Below are 25,301 nucleotides of genomic sequence, written 5' to 3' on the forward strand. Positions count from 1 at the left end.
AAGCTTTGTTATGATGTTTTAGGTTTTTTATATGCAGCGCTATGTTGATAAACCATACCTTACCTATAGTGCCTACAATGCCATGAGCGTGGGTATTATGGTCAAATGCCCTAGATGTCATAAGGCAGGTGTTGTAAAAGTTGATGGTAATATGGCCTATTTTGTCTGTCACAGCTGTACCTGTCAGCAGACTAGGGATCGCACTGTCTATCGCTATGATGTCCACAATCAGTGCAAAAACTGTGGCAGATACTACAGAGTTGATATTGAAGATAAAAAAAGCCAGCACTTTAGTGTACTTACTGTAGCCTGCCCCTACTGCGGCACAGCTATGACAGGCGCAGTACATAAAACTGCGCAGGCTTATTCCTATATTGCGTCTATAGCTAATGGGCGCGAGCCTTTTTTTGGTTTTGAGCTGTGGTTTTTAACCCACTTTCAGGGCAGAGCCATATGGGCTCTTAATAAAGAGCATCTAAACTATCTTATAGATTATCTTGCAGCCACTCAAAGGCAAAAGCCTGCCACCTATCCTTTAAAGACACAGTCAGATCATCTGCCAACCTTTATGAAAACAGCTAAAAACCGTGAGCGCATTGTAAAGCTGCTTGTGCAGATGCAAAGAGCGCAGCTTTAAGATAAACATGTACTGTCTGGCTTTAAGATAAAATCTGCGCTCTCCAAGACAGGCCTTTAATGCCGGCATTCTGATACTACAGATTATGCCTCTGTCTTATAAAGACAGTTAAATGACACATGGGATAAAAAAGGCGAAAGCCTTTGCATATCCTTAGCGCACAAAATATACCTAGCTCTTATATCTCTATAAAAAACAGCACTTTTTCTTGCAAAAGCCTTTGCACATATTAATATTGAAAAAAGCTCTAATGAAAGATTTAAAGTGGCATTATATTTAGTTAATGGTCGCTTAACTTAAAGCTGTATCAGGGCATATATTATATGAAGTAAAGCTTACAGCGCTTTTAATATGTTGTTATTCTCACAGCAAAAGAGGCAAGGAGATTTTCTATGAATATTATTGAGCAGTGTCAGCAGTATAAGGCACAGGGAAATATAGAAAAAATAATTGAAATTCTTGAGGCCCTTGCCCCTGAGGAGCGCACTGCAGAGCTTGACTTTGATCTGGCATGTGCCTACATCAGCATAGCTCCTTTTGGCGATGAAGGTCGTCCTATGCTTATAAAGGCCTGTAATCTGCTTCTTGAGCATGAGGAGTATTTTGCAGATGAGCCAAGATTCCTTAACAGTATGGCCACTGCCAATTTAATGCTTGAAAATATTCCTGTTGCCCTTGAATACTATAAAAAAGCTTTAGCACTGCAGCCAGATGATGAAAATATTAAACAGTACATAGAGGACTGTAAGCAGCGTCTGAGCATGCCTATATTTTCGCGTGACTTTTTTCAAAGAACACAAAAGGCCTGGGAGGAATTTGTCAAAATTGAAGGCAGACTGCGTGAAATTATAGACTCTAAGGACAGAAATGAGCGCGGTAATGAGATGCTTGAGCTGTGCGCAACTGCACTAAAGACTGCTCTTGATGATATCTCCTTTGAGCTTGGCTTTAATGGCAGCAAATATGAGCTGGTACTATCAGCCCACAGCCTGCGCCATAAGCTTTTTATTCTGCAGTATTTTCTAAACCATGCCCCACAGTCATTGTTTGAAAACTGGAATATTGTTGTAGGCAGACAGAGAAATGATAATTTCCTGCTGCGCACTGAGGATTTTGAAATCAACGCTGATGACGTACTGATGTGGGTAGAAAAAAATGATGACAACAGAGTCAAACTCACATTGTACTGCCATGAACTGCTGCCTGTGCTAAAAAAGGATAGAAATCATGCCTTCTGGGCTATGTGCATGCTTATAGAGCAATGCATAGGAGAGATCTCAACTATTGCCCATATAGCCTCTTTTGATATAGCTGACAAGGTAAAGGACAGTATGGGTCTGCCTCTTAATCGTCTGCCTGGCGTGCTTGAGAGTATGGGATGTGAACCTTATACCGATGCCAAGATCCTTCTTGACAACAGTTTTTACAGCTACTCAATTGAACCTGTCAAGGATCCTGAAGCTCCGCTGCGCTTTGATATCTTTGCAGGCAGCACTTCTTTGACTGCTCTGCTTAATGACTATTATAGTCATGAGACCGATATTTTTGATGAATACTATTGTAAAGGCATAGTTGCAGGCTTTATCTGCTTTTCACTTGAGTCTTTTGTCTCTGATGACAGAGCCAAGGAGATTTTAAATTTCAGAGACAAACTACTCGATACCATTGTGCAGGAGACAGGAGATGATGCCTTTATCTTTATAGGAGGAGCTACAGGTCTTTACTATTGCTATATAGATTTTATAGCCTGTGATCTTACAGCCGTGCTTGAGACAGCTGAGGCTTTCTTTGCTCAAAACAAGGTAGAGTCAGCCCTCTTTAAGACTTTAAGATATGGCAGTGAGTCTCTGTCTTTAATTGACGATACTATTGAGCCTGTCATTCATGAAGATACAAGCTCCGTGCTCTCATCTGAGGATATCAAGACTCTTGAGTCCTTTGTAGATGAAGATGATGACAGCGGCTACTATGGCAAAATGATGCAGTATCTTGATGATTTTATAGACAAAGGCATTGAGGACAGGCTCTTTAGCAAAGAGCAGGCACAGGAGGATCTGCAGCTTGCGCTGTGGTATGCATATGCCGGCAACAATCTTGACAGCTATATGCTCTACTATAGTGTTGCACAATGGATGGAGCACTCTTATGTCAATGCCAGAGGCTGCGGCACCTGGTTTTATCGCTACAGTGTGGCTCTTATGTACTGCTCTCGCCTTGATGAGGCTTTAAAATTTGCCAAAGAAGGCGCTGTAGAGGAGCCTGACTATCCATGGATCTGGCTGCAGCTTGGCAAACTGCTCTATCATTTTGGTGATAAAGAAGGCGCTCTTGATGCTGTTGAGCATGGTTTAAAACTTGTACCAGGTGATTATGAGTTTGAGACCTTAAAGCAGGAGATTGATGATGGTGCCAGCCTTGAGCAGATGGAGTATCACTGGATAAATCCAAATGCAGATAAAAAGCTGCAGATGGGTCTTGATGAGGATGCCGATGACAAACAGCGCGCTATTGCCTGCATCAGAGTCAATGAAGAAGGTCTTGCAAAGGCACTTGATCTCTTTAAACTCGATGGAGTTGTGTATAAAAAAGACATTCCTGGCTGTGAGTTTAAATATGTAATTGAGGGACAGGAGGTTGTGCTGGTCTTTCGCATGAACGAGGCCGGTCTGTCCAAGATGAGTTATGACAGGCTTTATGATCTTCAGGAAAAACTTCTTGATGGCAGCTGGCTTAAATACTCAAAAGATGCGCTTACTGTAGGTACTCTCTCTTACGTACTTGTAGAACAGAACTATGATATATGCCTGGTCTACAGTCCAAAAGATGTGATGCAGTCCTTTAGAGTTATTATACATGCCGATGGCACACAGTCAGAGCCCTTTGGTCTGGTCATGAACGATGAAGGCGTTGAAACCTATTCACAGGAGGAAATGGCACAGATTGAGGAGCATATTTCAAAGACCTTTGGTGACTTTGAGAAGGTGATGCATGAGCTTATCTCACCTGATATTCATGTAGATATATGTGTAGTGCCTCCATCTGACAGACGCAATTACTATACCCTGATTACCATGGGTATGGGCGCCCATAGGATGAATGTGCCAGAGGAGCTTGCCTCCTACAATTTAGAGCGTGCCGAGCTTGCCATAGCCCTACCGCCTGACTGGAAGCTTGATGATGCCTCGCTGCATGATGAGAAGTGGTACTGGCCTGTGCGTCTGTTAAAAAGCATGGCACGCTTGCCTATATACAGTGAAACCTGGCTTGGCTTTGGTCACAGTCTTGATAATGAAAAACCTTTTGCTGATAATACACAGCTGTGCGCTGCCATGCTCACAGGTCTTGAGGATACTTTAGATGACGGTGAGATCTGTATTTTATCAGATGATCTTGAGATTAACTTCTATCAGGTTATTCCTCTTTACAGGGAGGAGATGGAATATAAGATGACCCATGATGCCGACAGTCTTTTAGAGAAGATGGCAGGCATAAGCTTTATAGTTGATCCTTACAGGAAAAATGCTATAGAAAAGAGTACAAAGGAGAAAAAAGCCGACAGGCAGTATTCATGCTAGATTCTGTGCGCCTCACGGCGCACATAAAGCTTTGTGCGACAAGGCCTGTCTGAACAGCTGCCTTTTGTGCAGCATCCTATTAGACAGCTTTGTACGGTAACTAAAGATAAAGGCCTATGTATTATTACTACATGGGCCTTTTGCAATTTTTTAAAATTTCAGGATTTATTTTTTATCAAGCTTTAGAGTATTTAGCATATAGTCTTTTAAAAGCTCAAAATCAGGTTTCATGACCACAGATTTATTTTCAAGCTCCATCTTGCTGCGAAGAATCTCTGGTACAGGAACATCAATACCAAGAGCGCTGTCAACATCATCTTTAAACTTGGCAGGATGTGCAGTACCCAGGAAAATACCTGTCTCATCATCAGATAAGGCATCCTTTAGCACACTGTAGGCAATGGCGGCATGTGGCTCTAATATATATGAGGTTCTGCTGTACAGATCGCGCATCACGCCTTTGGTGCTCTCATCATCAAGCACGCCATAATCAAAATCCTGTAAAGACCAGTTTTGCATCTGACATAAAGCCTCAACGCGCGGCCAGTTGTTAGGACGTGATATATCCATGGCATTTGATAAAGTAGCTATGGTAGGCTTTGGCTCCCATCTGCCGGATTTAAGATAGCGCGGCACTGTATCATTGACATTGCAGGCAATGACAAATCTGGCCTTAAGACCTAAAGCCCTGGCTATAAGACCTGCTGTAATATTGCCAAAATTGCCGCATGGTACAGAAAATACCACCTTGTCTCTTTTACTCTCAGGCAGCTGTGCCACAGCCTCAAAGTAATAGCAGATCTGAGCAAAAAGACGGCTGACATTGATGGAATTGGCTGAGTTTAAACCTACAGCATCAACAAAATCCCTGTCATCAAAGGCTTTTTTAACCATGTCCTGACACATGTCAAAATCACCTTCAACCTCAATAGCATTGATATTCTCACCTAAAGTTGAGATAAGCTTTTCCTGCAGTATTGAGATCTTGCCCTTTGGATAAAGTATGACCACATCTATGCCTTTTTGACGGTAGAAGGCATCAGCCACAGCAGCACCTGTATCACCAGAGGTTGCTGTTAAAATAGTTAAATGTTTATCACCACGTATGGCAGAGAGCACACGGGCCATAAATCTTGCGCCAAAGTCCTTAAAAGCAAGAGTAGGACCATGGAAAAGCTCAAGGGCAAAGATATTGTCATCGGCCTTGACAAGAGGAGCCTTGAAGGTAAAGGCATCCTCAACAATAGCCTCAAGCTCAGGTACCTCATCACCTATAATATGACGCAGAATCTTTTGTGATCTGGCCACCAAAGGCATGGATAATAGCTCGTCTATATTATCAAGCTTGATAATCCTGTCGACAAAGAACAGACCCTGATTGCGTCCTATACCCAGTGTCACGGCAGTTGCAAAATTAACTTCCTGACTTTTATCTTTTAAATTGAATAATTGCATTTACAATCCACTCTTTTAAAACCTAACTATTCCTCACTGACAGTTACAGTGCATCCTTCCTTGTCAATAGTGCAGATATGACAGAAACCATCTTCATTATCAATAAAGTTGCGTTCAAGATACTCTTTCATCTCGCGTGCCTTGTCCATATCTGTGTAAATTGAGAATATTGATGAACCTGAGCCTGAAATACCTGTAGCTAAAGCTCCATGTGCCCTGCCATATTCGCGGGCTTTGTCAAAGCCCGGAATTAATGAGGCACGGTATGGCTCTGCAATTACATCATAAAGACACTGACAGGCCAGCTTTTCATCCTGAGTATGACAGGCGTGCACAAAGGCTGACAGATTGCGTCCGAAAGTTATAACATCAGAGCGCAGATACTGTGCAGGTAAAATGGCTCTGGCCTTTGAGGTTGAGACCCTGATACCAGGAAAACATGAAACCCACAGCCAGCTGTCAAAACTCCTTAAAGTAAGACTTACCTGACTGTCAAAGCCTGTGACCAGCTGCAGACCGCCAAAGAAACATGGAGCTACATTGTCATAATGTATAGAGCCTGAAATCTGCCCCTCAAGCTGACCCATAAGCTTTAGCATACCATCGCGGCCTAAAAAATCATCATGGGCAGCATCAAGGGCAGCCACAGCTGCCACAACTGATGAGGCTGAGGAGCCAAGACCTGAACATACAGGCAGATTTTTCTCAAGGCGCATCTTAAGATTTTTAGCTTTGGCACCTTTTTCTGCAAGTGTTCTTGCATATAGGTTATAGGCTACATATACAATGTTTTTGGTAAAGTCCTCAGGCAGCTTGTGCGCAAAGCGCCCCACTGTCTGCACTTTGCAGCCATCAATACTGTTATCCTCACACACACTTACTCTGTCGCCAAGCACAGCCCCGCTGACAGGACGCAGTGCGGCTCCTAAAAGATCAAAACCCACAGATAGATTGGCAGCAGAGGCCGGGGCATAGGCTGTATAAACTTTAGTCATATTCTAGCCCTCACGTGTCCAGTTCTGCAGACGCAGAATATCAGAAAGCACACCGGCAGCAGTCACTGCAGTGCCGGCACCATAGCCACGGATTACAAGTGGAATTGGCTTGTAATAATCTGTGGTAAAGGCCAGGGCATTCTCACCGCCTGATACTTTGTACAGAGGATCTGAAACATCAACTGCCTCAATACCGCAGCGGCACTGTCCCTCTCTGATTGAGGCCACATAGCGCAGCACCCTGCCGCTCTCTTTGGCCTTTTGTACCTTTTTATCAAAAATGGCATCATACTCACGCAGATTAGCCATAAGCTCATCAAGAGTGGCACCTTTTAAGAATCTGCTCTCTACAGCACCTTCCATGACAATATCATCAAGATCTGTTCTATAGCCACACTCGCGGGCTAAAATCAAAAGCTTTCTTGCCACATCCATACCGTCAAGATCGTCTGCAGGATTTGGCTCGGTAAAGCCCTTTTCATAGGCATCCATGGTAGCCTGTGACAGTGACATACCCTCTTCAACCTTGCCAAAAATATAAGAGAGTGTGCCTGACATAATACCTTTAAACTCAATGAGGCTGTCACCTGCCGATAAAAGGTTCTGCAATGTGTTGATAACAGGCAGACCTGCTCCCACATTGGCCTCATATAAAAACTTGCGGTGACACTTTCTTGCTGTATCTCTTATGCCTTTGTAATACTCATAAGAGCAGGTATTGGCCTTCTTGTTTGGTGTGACCACATGAAAACCTGCCTGCATAAAGTCTATATAGGATAAAGCTAGCTTTTCATTTGAGGTGCAGTCAACTAAAACAGGATTTACAAGGTGAGAATCCTCAACTAGGCGTCTGAGCTCATCTATGCTAAAGGCACTGTCTTCACTGTTTTTAAGTCTGTCCTGAATGTTGTCAAGATCTATGCCGTTAATATCCTTGATAAAGTGCTTGGAATTGCCAACACCTACCACGCGTATTTCAATACCCTGCACATATTTTAGCTTGTGATGCTGTCTTTGAATCTGAGCTAAAAGCTCGCCGCCTACACCGCCTATGCCTAAGACCACAAGATCAAGCACCTGACGGGATGAGAAGAAACTCATATGACAGATGGCTATAGCCTCTGAGACCTTGCCTTCATCAATTACAGCAGAGATGGAACGTTCAGATGAGCCCTGTGCAATGGCATTGACATTGATGTTGGCCTGCGCAAGAGCCCTGAAGAACTTACCTGAGGTGCCCTTCATGGTCTTCATACCATCGCCCACTACAGAGATAATGGCCTTTTTATCCACTATCTCCACAGGATCAAGTAAACCCTCTTTGAGCTCTAAAAGAAATTCATTTTCTATGGCGGCTCTGGCCTTCATGGCATCCTGTGTATGGATACAGAAGGAAATTGAGTACTCAGATGATGACTGAGTAATAAGTACAATGGAGATCTTCTCTGCTGATATAGCACTAAAAAGGCGTCCTGCCATACCCACCATACCCTTCATGCCTGGGCCTGAGACGTTTACAAGAGATATGTTCTTAAGATCGGATATGCCCTTGATTGGAATACTTCTGTCTGTATCCTCGGCAATAAGTGTACCCTCACCCTGAGGATTTAAAGTATTTTTGATAAGGCATGGAATATGGAATCTGGCAATAGGTGCAATGGTGCGTGGATGCATAACCTTGGCACCAAAGTATGACAGCTCCATAGCCTCCTTGTAGGACATGCGCTTTAAGAGCACGGCATCGCTTACAGCTCTTGGATCGCAGCTGTAGACACCATCAACATCAGTCCAGATCTCACAGCAGCTTGCATCGGCAATAGCAGCAAGACAGGCTGCAGAATAATCAGAGCCGTTGCGGCCAAGCAGCACCAGCTCTCCATTTTCATTGCCACCGCAGAAGCCTGACATAAGAGTAATGGCCTCTTTGTCATCTGGCAGCATCTTATATCTTTCTTTTGATTTTTCAATATTGACAGAAGACTCAAGTACTCCGCCTTCTGTAATTAAAGTGGTGACAGGATCAACTATACGCACCTTGTAGCCACGGGCCTTTAACAGCTCATGCATAATAAGGATAGAGAAGCTCTCGCCGCGACTTTCAATAAAGGCCTCAACAGGCTCAGGGCAGACACCAAGCAGCACAATACCGTCAATACGGCGCTGTACAAGATCAAGTGTAGTATTAAATTCCTTTAATATTCTTTGACCGTCAAATCTGTCATACTGTCTGTCAAGTGTGTCTATAAGCGGCTCAATAATGCTGCGGATCTGTGTTATCTGCTCTGATCCGTCCCCGCCACTTACACCGCTTTTAACTAAGGCTACGAGTAAATTTGTAATCTTGGCAGGAGCGGACAGAACTAAAGCTGTCTGCGTCTGTGTTGCCGTATTGATGGCAATATCAGACACATTAATAAAGCGCTTGGCATCAGCAACAGATGTACCGCCAAATTTTAAAACGCGCATATAAAGGCTCCTTTATAAATATATTTTTCTTAAAATTAAGATAGTTTTAGGTATTAGATAAATTATTTAGATTTTTCTATCAATGTCAAAGTAATTTAAGTTTTTTAGCCGTTTAGGGCAATTTCTGCCACGTGGCAAAAAGCCATTTTGGCCATAAATCACTTAAATTTCAATAACTTAAAAATAGGCACACCTTTTGCTCTAATACCTTTAAAGAGCTATTGCACCAAAAAGGGGTATTAAAGTGAACACAAATTATGCAGCCGCCAACTTTCTCTCTCTGCCTGTTGCAGAGTTAAAGCAGGCTACGCAGGCCCTGATTAAAAGCTCTTTTACCAAAAGCGTGCATGAGAGGCACAATCTTTTAAATGACGGCAATATCAGCAGTAACTCTGCTGTGGTGGTAAATCCATCATCAGATGGCAAAAACCTTAAAAATTTCTTAAACGATCTGCAGAGTGTCTTTAAAGAACAGCGCGATGAGGGATTAAAATCCATAGTTGCAGATCAGCATAAAAAAGGCGGCTCTCAGGGACAGAGCGGCAATATGCAGCACAGCGAGGAGCAGGGGACTGAGTCTGTAAGACACAGACAGTGCACCTTAAATGATTTTCTAAATCAGGGCAACAGACTTGTATGTACTGATGAAACTGCCCTTTTAGATGTGCTAAATACAGATATTCCTCTGCATCTGCGTCAGGCTCTGTGCAAGGCTACAGCTGCAATGCCATCTGTGGCAAATATGGCAGCTAACACCCTGAGTCTTGATTCTATAGAGTTTGATCTGCAGACTCTAAAGCTTACACTTAAAATAGTATGCGCACTTGAGGAGGTTGCACGTATGAGCAGCGCCATGGTCAATGTACAAAGCAGCAGCCGCTATTATTTTGATCAGTCCTATATGCCATATCTATATCTGCTGCTCTTTAAAAGCTATGCTTTAAAAGAAAAGCTTAAAAAGGACAAGGGCCGCTACAGCGACAGTCTGTATCGTAAAAAGTATAAAGATGAGCAGGCTCAAAAAGAAAATCATATGTCCATGCTTTTATAAACAGCCTGCATCTAAAACATAGCCTTAAAACCACGACTTTTAGGTGCAAACTGCCTTGACATGGGGCATTGCCGCCCCCTATTTTTATGATCTGATGCAAATTTCCTGAATTTAATCCACTTTTTTAAAAAACCTCTTTAAATTCAATAAATAATATAATAAATGCAATTTTTTATCCCAAAGTTGCTTGTTTTATAATATGATTGATTTGCTTTGTTTTTTAATGTTTTGTTGATTTTTGCTCCCTATCCTGCAAAAGCATGAAAACGTTTACAAAAAGCACAAATAAAGATGTAAAATACCTTTTATATCTTGTAGAATAAGTGTATTACTTTTTTAAATATTTTAAGTGAGGATAAGCTATCATGAGAACACCTCTTGTTATGGGAAACTGGAAGCTAAATGGTACGAAAGATTCTGTAACAGCTCTTGTTAATGATCTTCTGCAGCCTGCTAATGAAGCAGCTCCAAAGGCAGAGGTGGCCGTTTGCGCTCCTGCCGTATTTATCGGCATGGTAGAGCAGCTTGCATCTTCTTCCAAACTGCAGTGGGGTTCTGAGGATTGTGATATCCACACTCAGGGTGCATTCACCGGCGAGAATTCACCTGTCATGCTGCGTGAGTTTGGCTGTACCTACGCTATTGTCGGCCACTCAGAGCGTCGCGACTATCACAAGGAATCATCAGAGTATGTAGCACAAAAATACAAGGCCGCTCAGGAAAATGGTCTGATTCCTGTTTTATGTGTAGGCGAGAGCGAGGCAGATTTTGATGCCGGCCGTACTATGGATGTAGTACGTGAGGAGCTAAAGGCTGTTATCGATCTGTGCGGTATCAAGTCATTTGAAAAGGCTGTTATTGCCTATGAGCCAATCTGGGCTATCGGCACCGGCAAGACTGCAACTCCTGAGATCGCTCAGAAGGTTCATCAGGATATCCGTGAGTACTTAGCTTCATTTGATGCTGAGGTTGCTGCCGGCGTACGTATTCTTTACGGTGGTTCATGCAATGCCAAGACTGCTCCTGATCTGTTCAGTCAGAAGGACATCGACGGCGGTTTAGTTGGCGGTGCTTCTCTCAAGGCTGCTGATTTTGCTGCTATTATCAAGGCTGCTGTAGATAACGCTTAATTTAAAATTCAGGACTCTTTATGGCTATTAAAAAAATCGGCGTCCTAACCTCAGGTGGTGATGCCCCAGGTATGAATGCGGCAATACGTGCCGTGGTACGTACAGCCCTTGACTATGGATATGAAGTCTGCGGTATTCAGGATGGTTACTCAGGACTGCACAAGGAAAAGATCATTCCTTTAACCCGCAAGAGTGTATCCAATCTTTTAAACCGCGGTGGTACCTTCCTAGGTACAGCACGTTTCCCTGCCTTCCGCGAGGAGAAGACACGCATAGAGTGTATTGATGTCATGAAAAAGCATGCCATCGACGCTCTTGTAGTTATAGGCGGTGACGGCTCCTACATGGGTGCCAAATACCTCTCAGAGCTTGGCTATCCTACAGTAAGTATGCCAGGTTCTATTGATAACGACGTAGCCGGAACCGATACTACCATTGGTTTTGATACTGCTCTTAACACTGCTGTATGGTGTATTGACAATCTGCGTGACACCTGTACCTCACACAAGAGAATTTCTGTAGTTGAGGTTATGGGCAGATACTGTGGTGATATTGCTATTGCAGCCGCCATCTCCTGCGGTGTGGAAGCTGTGCTCGTGCCAGAGAAGAAATGGACCAAGGAAGAGGTTTACTCTTCAATCAAGAACAGCATCGATCAGGGCAAGAGACATGCCATTATTGTAGTTTGTGAGAATCAGACTGATGTGCATCTGATGGCCCGTGAGATTGAGGTTCTGACCGGTCTTTCAACCAGAGCCACTGTTATTGGCCACATTCAGCGTGGCGGTGCTCCTTCTGCAGCTGATCGTGTGCTTGCCAGCCGTATGGGCGCTTATGCTGTTGAAGTTCTGCATCAGGGTCACTCAGGCCGCTGCATTGGTATCAAGAACGGCGAGCTCGTACACCATGACATTATTGAGTGTATTGATACCATGAAGCATAAGTTTAGTGAAGATGCCTTCAATCTAGCCTACACTTTAAGCTAAGCTTTAATCCTTTTGCATAAAGTGGCTCCATACGGAGCCATTTTTTTATTTTAAAAATCTCTTTAATTTCCATATCTTAAAAGTCAATTTTAAAAAATAACAGCATTTTGATAAAAGCTTTTAGAAAAAAGCTCACATATTTTCTACACTAGGCGCACGTTCATAATCATTTCCCAGGCTAGAAAGGCACGTTTTAAATACGTGCCTGACTTTTATATGTTTATAAAAAAAATCAATCTTCTGTACGTGCACAGCCTTACAGGTGACTATCTTATAAAACACTTTGTACTTATACTTATTGGCTTTGTTTTAATCTTTGCATCAGATATAAGTACAGGTGCTCTTATACTCCCTTTTATCGCAGGTATCTGCCTTATCCCCTTTCCCTATGTGCATGCACTAAAGATCCTGATTGCCCACAGGAAAATGCACGCACTTGAGGCTGTTGACAGACTAAACTTTTCAGCCTTTATCTTTGATAAAAAGCTCAAATATCTAAAAAGGCATATCCGGGATTTTAAAGAACAAAGTGGTGCAGAGCCCAAAAATCTGCCTTATAGCAGGGCACCTTTAATTGCCAGCCACTGCCTAAGATCAGATAGAACATGCACTCTTATAGGTAAAAACTATAACCATAAACATAAGGATAGCATCAGACCTGTAAATATCAGATCGCACCTGTACCTTAAAGAGCATAGCTTTGCAAAGGATTTTATTGATAAGAGCCTTGTGTTTCTTGGCAGCGGTTTTATCTGGAATACTGCCCATCTGCGTGCCTCCTATCGCTCCTTAAGTGAGGCGCAACAGTCAAAGGCCCATGGTCTTGCCCTTATTCATGCTCTTGATGTGGATAATTATAAGTCTTTGTGTTTTGCAAGTTCTGATCTATCAACCCATACTCTTATTTTTGGCACTACAGGCTCTGGCAAGACGCGCTTTTATGATCTGCTGTGCTTTCAGGCTATAGAGCGCGGTGAATGTGTAATTGTCCTTGATCCAAAGGGCGACAGGGATCTGCGCAATACATTGGACACAGCCTGCTCCCTATGTGGCAGAGCAGGTGATTTTCTTGAGTTAGATTATATGCATCACAGTACATCATGCTCCTTAAATCCCCTCTCAGCCACAGCCACAGATACAGCCATAGCACAGAGAATAGCTTCCCTTTTAGGTGGCAGCGGATCTGCCGAGAGTTTTAAAAGTGCAGCCTTTCAGGCCTTAGCTGCAGGTGTCGGCTGTCTGCGCTTTAACGGACAGGCTATAACCATAGATGCCATAAGAGAGACTATTGTCAATCATGACAATTATGCAAAGTGCCTCTATGACTTTGTAAAAAAGACAGTGCAGAGTCTTGATAAAACCGATGTCACTGAGTTTTTCAGACGCCTTGGCAGTGTACCCAAGCTCAAAAGCGCCATTTGTCCCATAAGCCCTGACAATCTTGAAAAGATTTACTCCTATATGGTAAGCAAGGGCTATATACAGCATGATCCTGCCTTTTTTACCATAAAGAGCATGGCACTTTATGACAGAGCCTATTATCTTAAAATGACGGCAATTGTCCATCCAGTGCTCAATGCCCTGTGCGCAGGCTCTTTGTATCAGCTGCTCTCATCAGACAGAGCCATACTTACAGGCCTGCGTGAGATTATTGATAAGAAAAAAGTTTTGTATGTACCGCTTTACAGTCTGTCAAATGCCACATTAGGCTCCTATCTTGGCCGTCTTATCTTAAGTGAGCTGTCACACTGTGCCGGCGATATTTATGCACGAGGCGTCACAGGGGACAGAGTCAGTATCTATGTAGATGAGGCCTCTGAGATAGCAGATGAGCCATTAGTACAGCTTTTAAACAAAGCCCGCGGTGCCAACTTTGCCCTTACGGTTGCCACACAGTCTTTTGATGATCTGGTCAAAAGAGCAGGCTCTGAGGCTGCTGCACATCAGATTATAGCCAACTGCAATACCATAATCTCACTTAGAGTGCTTGACAGTCATACAGCCTCTGTTATCTGCTCGCGCATGCCTGTCACCACCATCAGCAAGATCTCAACGTCAAACAGCTACTCAAACTCTGACAGCCTTAATGTATCAACAGCCACTACACGCTCTGTAAGTTTGCATGAAAGCTCACTTGTCAATGAGCAGCTTTTAATGAATCTGCCCGATCTTGAGTTTTTTGCAAAGCTTGCAGGCTCACAGGTAGTCAAGGGCATACTGCCTTTATCTATTGCACACTAAGGATTTATATATGCAAAAATCCATAATGCTTTTAATGCGTACATCAGCAACGGCCCTGCTCTTGAGTCTTATCTTTATCTGTATTTCAGCCTTTGATGTAAATCATCTTTTCTCTATGGCTGTAATACACGAGAGTGAGCAGCAGCTTTACTATTATGATAAAGATCTTATGCTTGCAACCTACAAAAGCGTTGGTGCCTTTGTAGATACGCACAGCCTTGATAAATACCTTGGCTATGTAAATCTTGATGCACTTGACGATCTTATTATTGTGCGCTTTTTAATGCCTTTTTATTATCTCAAATTGCAGCTTTTAGGCTTTTTTATCTTTTGTATGTCCTCTCTTGGCTACTATAAAAAAACCTATGAGTTAAAGCATATTGCCGAGCAGAAAATGCGCATTGCACGTATGCACGGCCCTCTTATAAGCCTTATCTTTTTTATATTGTGTATACAGCCTTTAATCTGTCATGCCCTGCTTGGCATCAGCCTTATGCTTTTTGCCATTTATATTATTGTCAACAAATACTACTATCTGATGGGACTTAGCTCAGATGCATAATTTTATACAAAAAATCTTTTGTAAAAACTCTAAAGACACAGAGGAACAACCACAGGCAGTCACCAGAGAACAAAAACTGCCTTTACTGCATGATACGGATAATATCAGATTTTTTGCCTATACTGATACTTTGAGTATATTGCAGGAAAATGCAGATCTTATAGATGCCATCTATGAGAGATTTTCAACTCTTGATAAGGAGGCATTTGCCGAGCGCATCTACCCTATTTTGCATTTTTTTGCCGATCATATGTCAATTGTGCCAGCCTCACAGGGCTGTCATGACAGTGACAGCGCCGGTCTTTTCAGGCATTCACTGTATGTGGCATCATTAGCCCTTGAGTTTTATCATACTGACAATACCTTTGTGCTGCGCCGCAGATCTTATGACAATCTTTTTTATGATGAAAGAGCGCTTTTGATTCTTGCCATGCTCCATGACTTTACTAAAATTGTCACTGATATGGATATTTATGCAGATGATAAGTGCTATAACTTTTATACAGCCACATTAGATCTGTTTTTAAAACAGTATCTTAAAGAGAGCAGCTATATAAGAGTTGTCTTTAAGGATAAAAGAGGCCGCTGCCATGATAATGTGCAGCTAAAAGCCATCATCTCCTCACTGCTCTTAATGCGCCTTGATAATTTAATCCCTCTGCTCTCTTGCGGTCATGATCCTATTGAGCTTTTGAGTTTTGACAGCACCAATATCTATCACAATGCCATTGCCATCTGCGACAGAAGCGCTGTAAGACAAAATCACAGCACTTACAATCTGCAGTTTTTAAAACCGGCTATGTCTTTTAAAAGCTATCTGCGCATGTGTGTTATAAATCTTATCAAATCTTTGAGCTATGAGATAAACTCTCTTGAGGCGCAGATCTTTGTAACAACACAGGGTGTGCTCTTTGCGGCCTGCTCACAGCCATTTTTAGATCTGCTTATGCTTGTGCATGAGCATAGCTCTGGCTGTAATTTTAAGGATGATGACATCATACTGCAGACACCTGTCAATGTTATGCGCAAGGCAGGCTTGTTAAAAATGTATGGCACTGCCAGGGTTATTGCCTATCATCGCCTGGATCTTTATGACTGCACTGTCTTTGTCAAAGGCATAATGTTTGTAACTGATACAGATGATCTCTACAGCCTTGACTGTCACATGCTAGAGAGCAAGGATCCGCAAATTGCATCCCTTTTAGCCTACTTTAACGATAAAGAGGGACGTGAGCCTGAAATAATCTGTGTTAAAAACCGCTCAGCTCTGCCCTACTATCTTGATGAGAGTGTCATGGCCAATATTGAGGTCAAATACCTCTCCTTAGAGCAAAGCTATCTGCAGTATGAAAAGGATATGACCAATGCCAGCAAGAGACGCTACAAAAGAAAAATGAGTGCTGTTTCATCTATGGTGACTCAGGCTAAAAAGCTCTCTGTCATTGATATACAAAGAGAGCTTGAGCTTTTACAAAGTGAGACAGAGACAGACAGTTTAATGCCTGCAGATATGGTACAAGATGGCACAGAGCAGAGCTCTTTGGACAATACAGCTTTGAGCAGTCAGAATACAGATAAAAAAGACATTTCTGTTAAAAAGGTCCGTACACGCAGAAAAGCTGCAGTATCAGATACACAAGATAAGAGCGATAATGAGGATAATATTAAAGTTGCCCCTGCAAGAAAAGGCAGGGCTAAAGCTGTAACAACAGCTGATGCTGACACTGAGGTTAAAAAGATTGGCAGACGCAGCAAAAAATGCGCAGTTTTAGATGGTGATATGGCAGCTAATACACAAAACAGTGCGGATAATGCTGCTGCCACAGCTATAGCTGCAGAGGCTGTAAACATGACAGATGCATCTGACAGTAAGGCAGGTGCAGACAATAAAGCAGGTAAAAGCACTAAAGATACACATAATGATACCACAGAGGATCACAATATAGATGACAGTGAACCTGTACAGGAAAAACCTGAGGTGGTTATTGATTTTAATGCCCTGCAGCAGACTTTAAATGAAATTGAGCAGCATGAGAGCAAGGAGCAGAAGGAGTAGACAATAAAAAACCCGCTCATTGTTCAATGGCGGGCCTTTTTAGTACTAAGACTTATTATTTTTTGTCGTTAGTATCATCAACAGTAGGTGCATCAGTTTCTGATACAACAGGAATGTCTTCGGTTACAGCCTCAGGAGCTGCACTCTGAGTTGCTGTTGTCTCAGTCTCAAGATTTGAGAATGAATCAGTGGTCTGATGTGCATTTTTCTGCATCCAGCCAATAAAGAGGCAGATACCGAAGAATAAAATGACACAAGCCCAGGTAGCGCGGGTTAAAAAGCCGCCTGAACCTGCTGAGCCAAATACTGTATTTGATGCGCCGGCGCCGAAGGAGGCTCCCATACCAGCACCTTTGCCCTGCTGTATAAGGATCAGGGCGACCATGGCAATGGCCACAATCAGAAATAAAACAATAACAATTTCGTACATAACAATGTCCGGTTAATTAAACCTATGGCGCAACATAATACTAAGTTTTGCGCCATAAATCAAGTATTATGAGCCTTCGGCCTGAGTTCTTATAACATTGGCAATACGCTGTGCCATGGTGTGCACAATATCACGGCTCTCACCCTCAACCATGACGCGAACCACAGGCTCTGTGCCAGATTTGCGCAGCAGTACACGTCCCTGACCGCCAAGCTCGTGCTCAACTGCCTTGACCTCACTTTGCACCTTGTGATCAGATAAGGCATCAAAACCTGTAACAGTGCGCAGATTGATAAGCTCCTGCGGATACATTGTCAGATCCTTTAACAGCTCGCTAAGTGGTTTATCCTGACGCATACAGGCCTTTAATACCTGCAGAGCAGATACAATACCATCGCCGGTGCTTACATAATCAAGACATATAATATGACCTGAGTTCTCACCGCCAAGTCTCCAGCCCTTGCTTAAAAGCTGCTCCATCACATAGCGATCGCCTACAGCAGAGCGGGTAAACTCTATGCCCTTCTGTCCCAATGCCTTTTCAAGCCCTAGATTGGACATTAAAGTACCTACTACACCGCCGCGTAATTTATTCTGTGACAGTCTGTCACAGGCTATGATGTATAAAAGAGCATCGCCGTCTAGCAGATGACCTTCAGAGTCAACCATCATGACACGATCGCCGTCACCGTCAAAGGCAATACCAAGGTCGGCCTTTGAGGCCAATACCTTTTCAATAAGTTTTGATGGATGGGTTGAGCCGCACTCATCATTGATGTTGATACCATCTGGATTACTGCCAATGGTGATGACTGTGGCACCAAGCTCTCTGAATACAAGAGGAGCTACATGATAGGTGGCACCGTTGGCACAGTCTATGACGATCTTAAGACCGTCAAGGGATAGATGGGTGGCAAAGGTGCTCTTGCAGAATTCAACATAGCGGCCTGGTGCATCATCCTGTCTGTAGGCTCTGCCAAAGTTTGACGGATCGGCCAGCACCATTTCCTCCTCAAGAGCCTTTTCAATCTCAAGCTCTACATCATCAGGCAGCTTGGTGCCCTCTGCTGAGAAGAATTTAATGCCGTTATCATAGTATGGATTGTGTGAGGCAGAGATGACAACACCAAGATCCGCTCTAAAGGCCCGTGTCAGATATGAAATGGCAGGTGTAGGCATTGGGCCTAGCAGTACTGTAGATACGCCAGATGCTGCAAAACCAGACTCAAGAGCAGCCTCAAGCATATAGCCTGAGAGTCTTGTATCCTTGCCTATAATAACACGGCTGCCATGGCCTTTTGAAAGCACACGACCTGCTGCCTGTCCAAGACGCATTACAAAATCAGGGGTGATAGGAAAAACACCTACCTTGCCGCGAACACCGTCAGTGCCAAAATATTTTCTTTTCACAATTATGTCCTTATCTGCTCTTTAGTTTTACGACGCAGAATTTTACTGGCTATAGCCTTGGTCAGACGGAAAGGCTTGGAGCTGTGCTCCACACTATCCCATGTATCTAAGGCCAGAACTGTTTCCTGTACCAGCTTGGTTCTTATAATATGTACACCCTTTGAGGCTAAGAACAGTGATATGGCTGTGCTTACAGACTGATTCTCATACATAAAGCAGTCCTCCTGTGGCAGAGCTCTTGGCACTGCAATACACACAGGCAGACCAAAGCTTGCAAAGGTGCTGATTCGGCCAAAGAGCTTTAACCTGGCCTCTATAGGAGCACACAGACCAAGAGATGGATCTATCACTATTTTCTTTTTTGAGATGCCTGCATTAAGACAGGCATCAATACGTTCATATAAAAACTCAGAGACATGGGAGACAGGATCATCTGAGCACTCAAAGCTTTTATTACAGTCAAAGACAAGACAGACTGGCACATTGAGCCTTGCTACAGTCTCAAGAGCGCCCTCTTCACGCAGGGCACTTGGATCTATAATCATCTGTGCACCAAGTGCCACAGCCTTTTCCATGATCTCAGGGAATCTGGTGTGAACAGCTATATGCATGCAGCTTTTGGTATAGAGCATTTCAATAACAGGCAGCAGAAAATCACTCTCATCCTGTACTGAAGAGCTGCTGATAAGACCAACCTCAAGCATCTGCGCACCAGACTCCTGCATAGAAAGGGCCTGATCCACATAGTCCTCAGGACTTAAATCCCCATCAGATCGGATATCTAAAATACCCATAACCAGAGTTGAGCTTAAAGGCAGCACAGTATCTTCTGCAATATATAGCTTCACTTTCAGGCTCCTTGCTTTTTAAAGCTTACTTTTTATCCTGATCATCAGTGTCAGTGGTTTCATCCCCATCTCTGGCACCTGACTTGTCATCCTGCCTGGCGTCTTTTGACTCAGAGCCTGGCTCTTTGTCATCATCTGCCCTGACATTTTTGTCATCAGAGCTCTTGTCATCAGTGCTCTTTTCTGTCTTGTCTGACTTGTCATCATCCTTACTGTCGCTACTCTCAGGAACAGGAGGACGGCATGGACGACGGGCCATAAGATCATCAATCTGCAGAGCATCTAGTGTCTCATACTTGAGCAGTGCATCCTTCATGGCCTCAAGAATATCCTTGTTCTCCTCAAGCAGGCTCTTGGCCTTGGCGTAGCATGAATTGATAATGCCAGAGACCTCCTCATCAATGATTAAAGTGGTCTTGTCAGATATTGGCATAGTCTGAGTGGTACCGCCGCCAAGGTATAAAGAGGCATCTCTGTCCTGATCAAACTGCATAGGAGGCAGCTTGTCTGACATACCCCAGCGTGTCACCATCTTGCGGGCAATATCTGTAGCTCTTTCAATATCATTTGAGGCGCCGGTAGTCACAGCGCTGTCACCAAACATCAGACCTTCGGCAATGCGACCTGCAAAGAGAGTGCAGATATTTGATAAAAGATACTGTTTTGAATGAGAGTATCTGTCCTGCTCTGGAAGATACATGGTTACACCTAGAGCTCTGCCACGTGGAATAATAGATACCTTGTAGACAGGATCATGATCAGGCACGAGACGGCCTACAATAGTATGTCCTGCCTCATGATAGGCAGTATTTATCTTCTCATGCTCATTCATTGCCATAGAGCGGCGCTCGGCACCCATGAGCAGCTTGTCCTTGGCAAGCTCAAACTCACGCATGGTAACATTGCGCAGATTGGCTCTTGCAGCAGCAAGTGCCGCCTCATTTACTAGGTTGGCAAGCTCGGCACCTGAAAAGCCAGGTGTACCACGGGCTAAAACTGCAGCATCAACATCCTTGGCAACAGGCACACGGCGCATATGCACCTTTAAAATCTGCTCACGGCCACGCACATCAGGCAGACCTACCATAACCTGTCTGTCAAAACGACCTGGTCTTAAAAGAGCAGGATCTAAAACATCAGGGCGGTTGGTGGCGGCAATAACAATTACAGCCTCAAACCCCTCAAAGCCGTCCATTTCCACCAGAAGCTGGTTTAATGTCTGCTCGCGCTCATCATGGCCACCGCCCATGCCTATGCCTCTCTTGCGGCCTACGGCATCAATTTCGTCAATAAAAATAATACATGGGGCATTTTTCTTGGCTGTGGCAAACATGTCTCTTACACGTGAGGCACCTACACCCACAAACATTTCAACAAAGTCAGAACCTGAAATAGAGAAGAAAGGAACTTTAGCCTCGCCGGCAATGGCACGGGCCAGCAAAGTCTTACCTGTACCAGGAGGACCTACCATCAGCACACCGCGTGGAATACGGCCGCCTAATTTCTGATACTTTGAAGGATCCTTTAAGAAATCAACAAGCTCCTCAACATCCTCTTTGGCCTCATCACAGCCAGCCACATCGGCAAAAGTGGTCTTAACCTGATTTTCACTTAAAAGCTTGGCCTTGCTCTTGCCAAAAGACATTGGGTTACCCTTGGATCCACCTTGCATGGAGCGCATGTAGAACAGCCATACACCAATAAGCAGCAGCATAGGAAACCAGGATACAAGAATTGAGAACAGTAAACTTGGCTCCTCAGGCTTGGTACCTGTGGCTCTTACGTTGTGGGTCAGCAGGCTGTCAAGAATGGCGCTGTCATGAATCGGCATAACTGTAGTGAACTTCTCACCGCTGCGTTTGACACCATTTATCACCTGGCCGTTGAATACGACCTCCTGCACCTGATCCTGAGAAACCTCATGGACAAATGTTGTGTAATCCATAGTACGGCCCTGACTCTCACCTGAGTTGAATGACTCAAAGAGCGACATGAGCACTACTGCTATTACTACCCAAAGAACAATATTCTTTACCATATTTTCCCTATCTTAGATTATTTCATCGTCTTGTTGAAAATTCGGTGCCACTCCGTTTAGCGGGTGACCTTTAAAATCGGTTGCCACCATGTAGACCTCACGCGATCTGTCGCGCGAAGCTTCAGGTTTTCTTACTTTTACCGAGCCAAAGTCCTTTCTAAGCTCGGCAAGATACTCCTGCGATCCTACACCTGTAAAAACCTTGACTACAAAACTGCCGCCCACCTTGAGCACTCGACGGGCCATATCCAAAGCCAGCTCTGACAGATACATGGCTCGCGGCTGATCTATGGCATTGGTACCTGACATATTAGGCGCCATATCAGAGAGCACTACGTCAGCACCACCGCCTATCATGGAGTAGAGCTTGATGAAGACCTCATCTTCACGAAAGTCGCCCTGCAGAAACTCAACATTGCGTATAGGTCTTATAGGAAGGATATCGCAGGCTACAACACGCCCGTTATCGCCTACACATTTGACTGCAAATTCAGACCAGCCACCCGGGGCTGCTCCCAGATCAACAACTATATTGCCGAATTTAATAAGCCTGTCTCGCTGCTGCAGTTCTTCAAGTTTAAAACTTGCTCTGGAACGTAGACCACGCTTGTGAGCCTCCTTAACAAATGGATCAGAAAAATGCTCTTTGAGCCAGCGTGTCTGGCTTGCTGTTCTTTTGCGTGCCGGCATGGATTTGAAAACTTAAACTCCGATTACTTGTTAATATAAAAGTATATTATATTACAATAACATGTTAATATAATAAAGACTGTGTACTTTAATACCCACAAACGCTTATTTTTTTCACTATAGGAACTTATATGCCATTAAATGCCCGTCAGCGCCAGTTTTTAAAGGCTCATGCCCATGAATTGAACCCTGTTGTTACCGCAGGAAACGAGGGTTTGTCTGAGGCTGTTATCAAGGAGCTTGAGAGCTCTATTGAGCATCATGAGCTCATCAAAATCAAGCTAAACGCAGGTGATGGCCGTAAAGAGCAGGCCGAGCAGGCAGCCAAGGCCGTAAATGCCGAGCTCATTCAGGTCATAGGCCGTGTAGCCATACTCTTCAGGCAGAAAAAGAAAGACTCACGCTTTATACTGCCACGCTAAATTGCAGATCAGGATCTCTATACCCTTTTAGAGATCTTGATACTCTTATCTGACCCCTGGAAACTCACTTTCTATTATAGAAAAATCCTCAAAGGCATCTACAAATTCAACGCTAAAGTCCTCAAAGGTATCAACTATCTGCCAGCGTCCGCATTTATTGGCAAAAGAGTCTACAAACTTAACCTTAAGATCTGCAAAGGCCGTTACCTTTTTTACCTTGAAAGTTGCAAAGCTATCTACAATTTTAACCCTGCCATAAAGCGCCACCCCATTTTTGCTGCAGTTACTATCTACTGCCAGGGCATGGGCAGGATTATTATTTACAGCAAGGATTACAATTAGGGCTGACAGTAAAGCTTTGCACATATTTATATTAAATAAAGACAACTGTATAAAAGAATATTTTTACTTATATATATTTTAAGTTACATAAAGATGCAGTGCAGACAAAAAAGGTCAGAGTTTGCGCCCTGACCTTTATCTATTTTTATACGTACTGAATATCAATAATCTCGTATGTAACCTGACCTTTTGGAATATTGATGCATACTTCATCGTCCATGGTCTTGCCTAAAAGGCCCTTGGCAATCGGGGTCTTGTAGGACATGAGATTGGCCTCAATGTCAGCCTCATCCTCACCTACTATCTTGTAGGTTATCTCCTCATCAGTATCTACATTAAGCAGTGTCACTGTACAGCCAAACACCACCTTTAAAGGTGAGCCTGCAGCAGGCTTTAACTTGGTGACATCAATGATATTGGCAGATGCAAGTTTAGATTCAATATCCTTGATGCGGGCTTCACACAGTCCCTGCTCTTCCTTAGCTGCATCATATTCTGCATTTTCAGATAAATCGCCATGGCTTCTTGCCTCAGCTATGGCTGCAACTATGCGAGGACGCTCTACACCTTTTAATCTTTCTAATTCCTGACGCAGCAACATTTCGCCGCGTGCTGTCATTGGAGTCTGTTCCATAGTTAAAATTTACCTTTTTATAAAAAAATAAAACGCCAAAGGACTTTGGCGCTGTAATAAGTAAAATGTACATGTAAAGCATCTACTTTACAAGTACATTTTTATTACTTTGTGATAAGAGCCTTTTATTTCTTGAGATCGTCAATAAATTTCTTGGCCTTATCCCAGAACTGTCTTGCAAGTGGTGAGTGATTGCCCTTTGGTGGCGGACTCATCAGCTCTGAACCTGAGTCTTTGGCGCCGCCTTTGACAGTGCTGCTACTCTCCTCGCCGCGCAGTGAAGCCTCAAACTGACGCAACAGATCTTTTTGCTTATCAGAGAGGTTTACAGGAGTCTCAACTACAATAGTCACGATAAGATTACCGCGCTCTCTTGAGTTGTATGACTTGACACCCTTGCCGGCAAGACGCATGCGTGTACCTGTCTGAGTCTCAGGCTTGATGGTAAGATTGAGTTTGCCATCTAAGGTTGGCACCTCTACCTGACCGCCAAGAGCTGCAGTTACAAAGCTAATTGGTATCACACAGTGCAGATCATTACCCTGACGCTCAAAGATATCATGCGGTTTAACATCAATATGTACATACAGATCGCCACAAGGAGCTCCGTTAAGTCCGGCCTCACCCTGGCCTGCAAGACGCAGTCTGTCGCCTGTATCCACACCTGATGGAATTGTCACATTGATAGTCTTGGTCTTCTCCACACGACCTGAACCATGACAGGCAGGACATGGATTTGTCACCACAGTGCCTGTGCCATGACAGTGAGGACAGGTGCTCTGTACCACCATAAAGCCCTGGCGCATCTGTATCTGACCTGTGCCGTGACAGTGCGGACATGGTGTTGGCTTGGAGCTGTCCTTTGATCCTGTGGCATGACATTTTTCACAGGCTACAAGAGTCTTGAGATTGATCTTGCGCTCTATGCCGCGTACTGCCTCCTCAAGAGTAATGGAGATACGTATACGCATATCACGACCTGGAACAACCTGCGGACCTGCTCTGCGTCTTCCACCGCCGCTCTGACCGAAAATGTCGCCGAAAATATCACCGAAGATATCGCCAAAGCCGCCATCTCCAAATGGATTGCCTCCAGCCTGCTGACCGTTGACACCATCAAAGCCAAACTGATCATAGGCAGCACGTTTTTGTGCATCAGAGAGCACCTGATAGGCTTCATTGATCTCACGGAACTTTTCACCTGCATCAGGATCTTTATTGTGATCAGGGTGATACTTGATAGCCATTTTCTTAAAGGCACGCTTGATGGTAGCCTCATCAGCATCCTTGGCTACTCCTAACACCTCATAATAATCACGCTTTGCCATAATAC

20 protein-coding genes are annotated in these 25,301 nt (G+C 43.8%); 9 read left to right on the plus strand and 11 right to left on the minus strand.

Annotated features, from left to right (window positions below):
* Positions 1-31: 31 nt before the first annotated feature.
* Positions 32-637 carry a hypothetical protein gene (locus tag DRZ93_RS07445; RefSeq protein WP_113744127.1) on the plus strand — a complete coding sequence of 202 codons (606 nt, stop codon included), beginning with the start codon at positions 32-34 and terminating at the stop codon, positions 635-637.
* A 392-nt stretch (positions 638-1,029) separates the two neighbouring features.
* Entirely contained in the window at positions 1,030-4,212 is a 3,183-nt protein-coding gene (locus tag DRZ93_RS07450) for a suppressor of fused domain protein (protein WP_113746238.1), read from the plus strand.
* 165 nt (positions 4,213-4,377) lie between these two features.
* Here DRZ93_RS07450 and thrC read toward each other — a convergent pair whose 3' ends face one another.
* From thrC to thrA, 3 genes are read right to left on the minus strand one after another with little or no spacing between them, the layout of a single operon-like run.
* Complete coding sequence (gene thrC / locus DRZ93_RS07455; protein WP_113744125.1) at positions 4,378-5,667, minus strand: threonine synthase; 1,290 nt, start codon at positions 5,665-5,667, stop codon at positions 4,378-4,380.
* A 26-nt stretch (positions 5,668-5,693) separates the two neighbouring features.
* Positions 5,694-6,662, minus strand: coding sequence for a homoserine kinase (gene thrB / locus DRZ93_RS07460; protein WP_113744124.1), 969 nt, complete (start codon positions 6,660-6,662; stop codon positions 5,694-5,696).
* Between the two features lie 3 nt (positions 6,663-6,665).
* Positions 6,666-9,128, minus strand: coding sequence for a bifunctional aspartate kinase/homoserine dehydrogenase I (gene thrA / locus DRZ93_RS07465; RefSeq protein WP_113744123.1), 2,463 nt, complete (start codon positions 9,126-9,128; stop codon positions 6,666-6,668).
* A 244-nt stretch (positions 9,129-9,372) separates the two neighbouring features.
* Between thrA and DRZ93_RS07470 the strand changes: the two genes are divergently transcribed.
* From DRZ93_RS07470 to DRZ93_RS07495, 6 genes are all read left to right on the plus strand, one after another.
* On the plus strand, positions 9,373-10,179 hold the full coding sequence (locus DRZ93_RS07470) for a hypothetical protein (RefSeq protein WP_113746239.1): 807 nt from the start codon (positions 9,373-9,375) through the stop codon (positions 10,177-10,179).
* A gap of 365 nt (positions 10,180-10,544) precedes the next feature.
* Positions 10,545-11,309 (plus strand): triose-phosphate isomerase, encoded by a 765-nt coding sequence (tpiA, locus tag DRZ93_RS07475; protein WP_113744121.1) that lies wholly within the window; start codon positions 10,545-10,547, stop codon positions 11,307-11,309.
* Between the two features lie 20 nt (positions 11,310-11,329).
* On the plus strand, positions 11,330-12,295 hold the full coding sequence (gene pfkA, locus DRZ93_RS07480; RefSeq protein ID WP_113744120.1) for a 6-phosphofructokinase: 966 nt from the start codon (positions 11,330-11,332) through the stop codon (positions 12,293-12,295).
* Between the two features lie 216 nt (positions 12,296-12,511).
* Complete coding sequence (locus DRZ93_RS07485) at positions 12,512-14,536, plus strand: type IV secretion system DNA-binding domain-containing protein (protein WP_113746240.1); 2,025 nt, start codon at positions 12,512-12,514, stop codon at positions 14,534-14,536.
* 10 nt (positions 14,537-14,546) lie between these two features.
* Positions 14,547-15,098 carry a hypothetical protein gene (locus DRZ93_RS07490; protein WP_113746241.1) on the plus strand — a complete coding sequence of 184 codons (552 nt, stop codon included), beginning with the start codon at positions 14,547-14,549 and terminating at the stop codon, positions 15,096-15,098.
* On the plus strand, positions 15,091-17,154 hold the full coding sequence (locus DRZ93_RS07495) for a TraI domain-containing protein (RefSeq protein ID WP_113746242.1): 2,064 nt from the start codon (positions 15,091-15,093) through the stop codon (positions 17,152-17,154). Before DRZ93_RS07490 ends, DRZ93_RS07495 begins: the two co-directional genes overlap by 8 nt.
* 55 nt (positions 17,155-17,209) lie before the next feature.
* Here the strand turns inward: DRZ93_RS07495 and secG are convergent, their stop codons facing one another.
* The 5 genes from secG to rlmE all read right to left on the minus strand — a co-directional run bounded on the left by secG (position 17,210) and on the right by rlmE (position 22,570).
* Positions 17,210-17,584 carry a preprotein translocase subunit SecG gene (secG, locus tag DRZ93_RS07500; protein WP_113744112.1) on the minus strand — a complete coding sequence of 125 codons (375 nt, stop codon included), beginning with the start codon at positions 17,582-17,584 and terminating at the stop codon, positions 17,210-17,212.
* Between the two features lie 66 nt (positions 17,585-17,650).
* Entirely contained in the window at positions 17,651-18,994 is a 1,344-nt protein-coding gene (gene glmM, locus DRZ93_RS07505; protein ID WP_113744111.1) for a phosphoglucosamine mutase, read from the minus strand.
* A gap of 2 nt (positions 18,995-18,996) precedes the next feature.
* Entirely contained in the window at positions 18,997-19,842 is an 846-nt protein-coding gene (locus DRZ93_RS07510) for a dihydropteroate synthase (protein WP_113746243.1), read from the minus strand.
* A 25-nt stretch (positions 19,843-19,867) separates the two neighbouring features.
* On the minus strand, positions 19,868-21,880 hold the full coding sequence (gene ftsH, locus DRZ93_RS07515) for an ATP-dependent zinc metalloprotease FtsH (protein WP_113746244.1): 2,013 nt from the start codon (positions 21,878-21,880) through the stop codon (positions 19,868-19,870).
* A 12-nt stretch (positions 21,881-21,892) separates the two neighbouring features.
* Positions 21,893-22,570, minus strand: a complete 678-nt coding sequence (gene rlmE / locus DRZ93_RS07520) for a 23S rRNA (uridine(2552)-2'-O)-methyltransferase RlmE (RefSeq protein WP_113744108.1) — start codon at positions 22,568-22,570, stop codon at positions 21,893-21,895.
* A gap of 131 nt (positions 22,571-22,701) precedes the next feature.
* On the opposite strand from rlmE, the gene yhbY reads away from it, so the two are divergent.
* Positions 22,702-22,992 carry a ribosome assembly RNA-binding protein YhbY gene (yhbY, locus tag DRZ93_RS07525; protein WP_113744107.1) on the plus strand — a complete coding sequence of 97 codons (291 nt, stop codon included), beginning with the start codon at positions 22,702-22,704 and terminating at the stop codon, positions 22,990-22,992.
* Positions 22,993-23,037: 45 nt separating this feature from the next.
* Here the strand turns inward: yhbY and DRZ93_RS07530 are convergent, their stop codons facing one another.
* The 3 genes from DRZ93_RS07530 to dnaJ all read right to left on the minus strand — a co-directional run bounded on the left by DRZ93_RS07530 (position 23,038) and on the right by dnaJ (position 25,296).
* A complete protein-coding gene (locus tag DRZ93_RS07530) occupies positions 23,038-23,358 on the minus strand; it encodes a 7(1) septoil knot domain-containing protein (protein ID WP_113746245.1) in 321 nt (106 codons plus the stop codon).
* 121 nt (positions 23,359-23,479) lie between these two features.
* Positions 23,480-23,968, minus strand: coding sequence for a transcription elongation factor GreA (gene greA, locus DRZ93_RS07535; protein WP_113744105.1), 489 nt, complete (start codon positions 23,966-23,968; stop codon positions 23,480-23,482).
* Between the two features lie 125 nt (positions 23,969-24,093).
* Positions 24,094-25,296: a molecular chaperone DnaJ gene (gene dnaJ / locus DRZ93_RS07540; RefSeq protein WP_113744104.1), complete on the minus strand. Its 1,203-nt coding sequence runs from the start codon at positions 25,294-25,296 to the stop codon at positions 24,094-24,096.
* Positions 25,297-25,301 lie beyond the last annotated feature (5 nt).

Origin of the sequence: Anaerobiospirillum thomasii, assembly GCF_900445255.1 — a bacterium.
GTDB lineage: Bacteria > Pseudomonadota > Gammaproteobacteria > Enterobacterales > Succinivibrionaceae > Anaerobiospirillum_A > Anaerobiospirillum_A thomasii.

Excerpts from the sequence above, each read along its gene's own strand:
- DRZ93_RS07485 (WP_113746240.1), top strand. The coding sequence starts at position 12,512 with ATGTTTATAAAAAAAATCAATCTTCTGTACGTGCACAGCCTTACAGGT.
- DRZ93_RS07450 (WP_113746238.1), top strand. The coding sequence starts at position 1,030 with ATGAATATTATTGAGCAGTGTCAGCAGTATAAGGCACAGGGAAATATA.
- thrB (WP_113744124.1), bottom strand. The coding sequence starts at position 6,662 with ATGACTAAAGTTTATACAGCCTATGCCCCGGCCTCTGCTGCCAATCTA.
- DRZ93_RS07495 (WP_113746242.1), top strand. The coding sequence starts at position 15,091 with ATGCATAATTTTATACAAAAAATCTTTTGTAAAAACTCTAAAGACACA.
- greA (WP_113744105.1), bottom strand. The coding sequence starts at position 23,968 with ATGGAACAGACTCCAATGACAGCACGCGGCGAAATGTTGCTGCGTCAG.
- dnaJ (WP_113744104.1), bottom strand. The coding sequence starts at position 25,296 with ATGGCAAAGCGTGATTATTATGAGGTGTTAGGAGTAGCCAAGGATGCT.
- pfkA (WP_113744120.1), top strand. The coding sequence starts at position 11,330 with ATGGCTATTAAAAAAATCGGCGTCCTAACCTCAGGTGGTGATGCCCCA.
- DRZ93_RS07530 (WP_113746245.1), bottom strand. The coding sequence starts at position 23,358 with ATGTGCAAAGCTTTACTGTCAGCCCTAATTGTAATCCTTGCTGTAAAT.
- thrA (WP_113744123.1), bottom strand. The coding sequence starts at position 9,128 with ATGCGCGTTTTAAAATTTGGCGGTACATCTGTTGCTGATGCCAAGCGC.
- DRZ93_RS07490 (WP_113746241.1), top strand. The coding sequence starts at position 14,547 with ATGCAAAAATCCATAATGCTTTTAATGCGTACATCAGCAACGGCCCTG.
- yhbY (WP_113744107.1), top strand. The coding sequence starts at position 22,702 with ATGCCATTAAATGCCCGTCAGCGCCAGTTTTTAAAGGCTCATGCCCAT.
- rlmE (WP_113744108.1), bottom strand. The coding sequence starts at position 22,570 with ATGCCGGCACGCAAAAGAACAGCAAGCCAGACACGCTGGCTCAAAGAG.
- thrC (WP_113744125.1), bottom strand. The coding sequence starts at position 5,667 with ATGCAATTATTCAATTTAAAAGATAAAAGTCAGGAAGTTAATTTTGCA.
- secG (WP_113744112.1), bottom strand. The coding sequence starts at position 17,584 with ATGTACGAAATTGTTATTGTTTTATTTCTGATTGTGGCCATTGCCATG.
- ftsH (WP_113746244.1), bottom strand. The coding sequence starts at position 21,880 with ATGGTAAAGAATATTGTTCTTTGGGTAGTAATAGCAGTAGTGCTCATG.
- tpiA (WP_113744121.1), top strand. The coding sequence starts at position 10,545 with ATGAGAACACCTCTTGTTATGGGAAACTGGAAGCTAAATGGTACGAAA.
- DRZ93_RS07445 (WP_113744127.1), top strand. The coding sequence starts at position 32 with ATGCAGCGCTATGTTGATAAACCATACCTTACCTATAGTGCCTACAAT.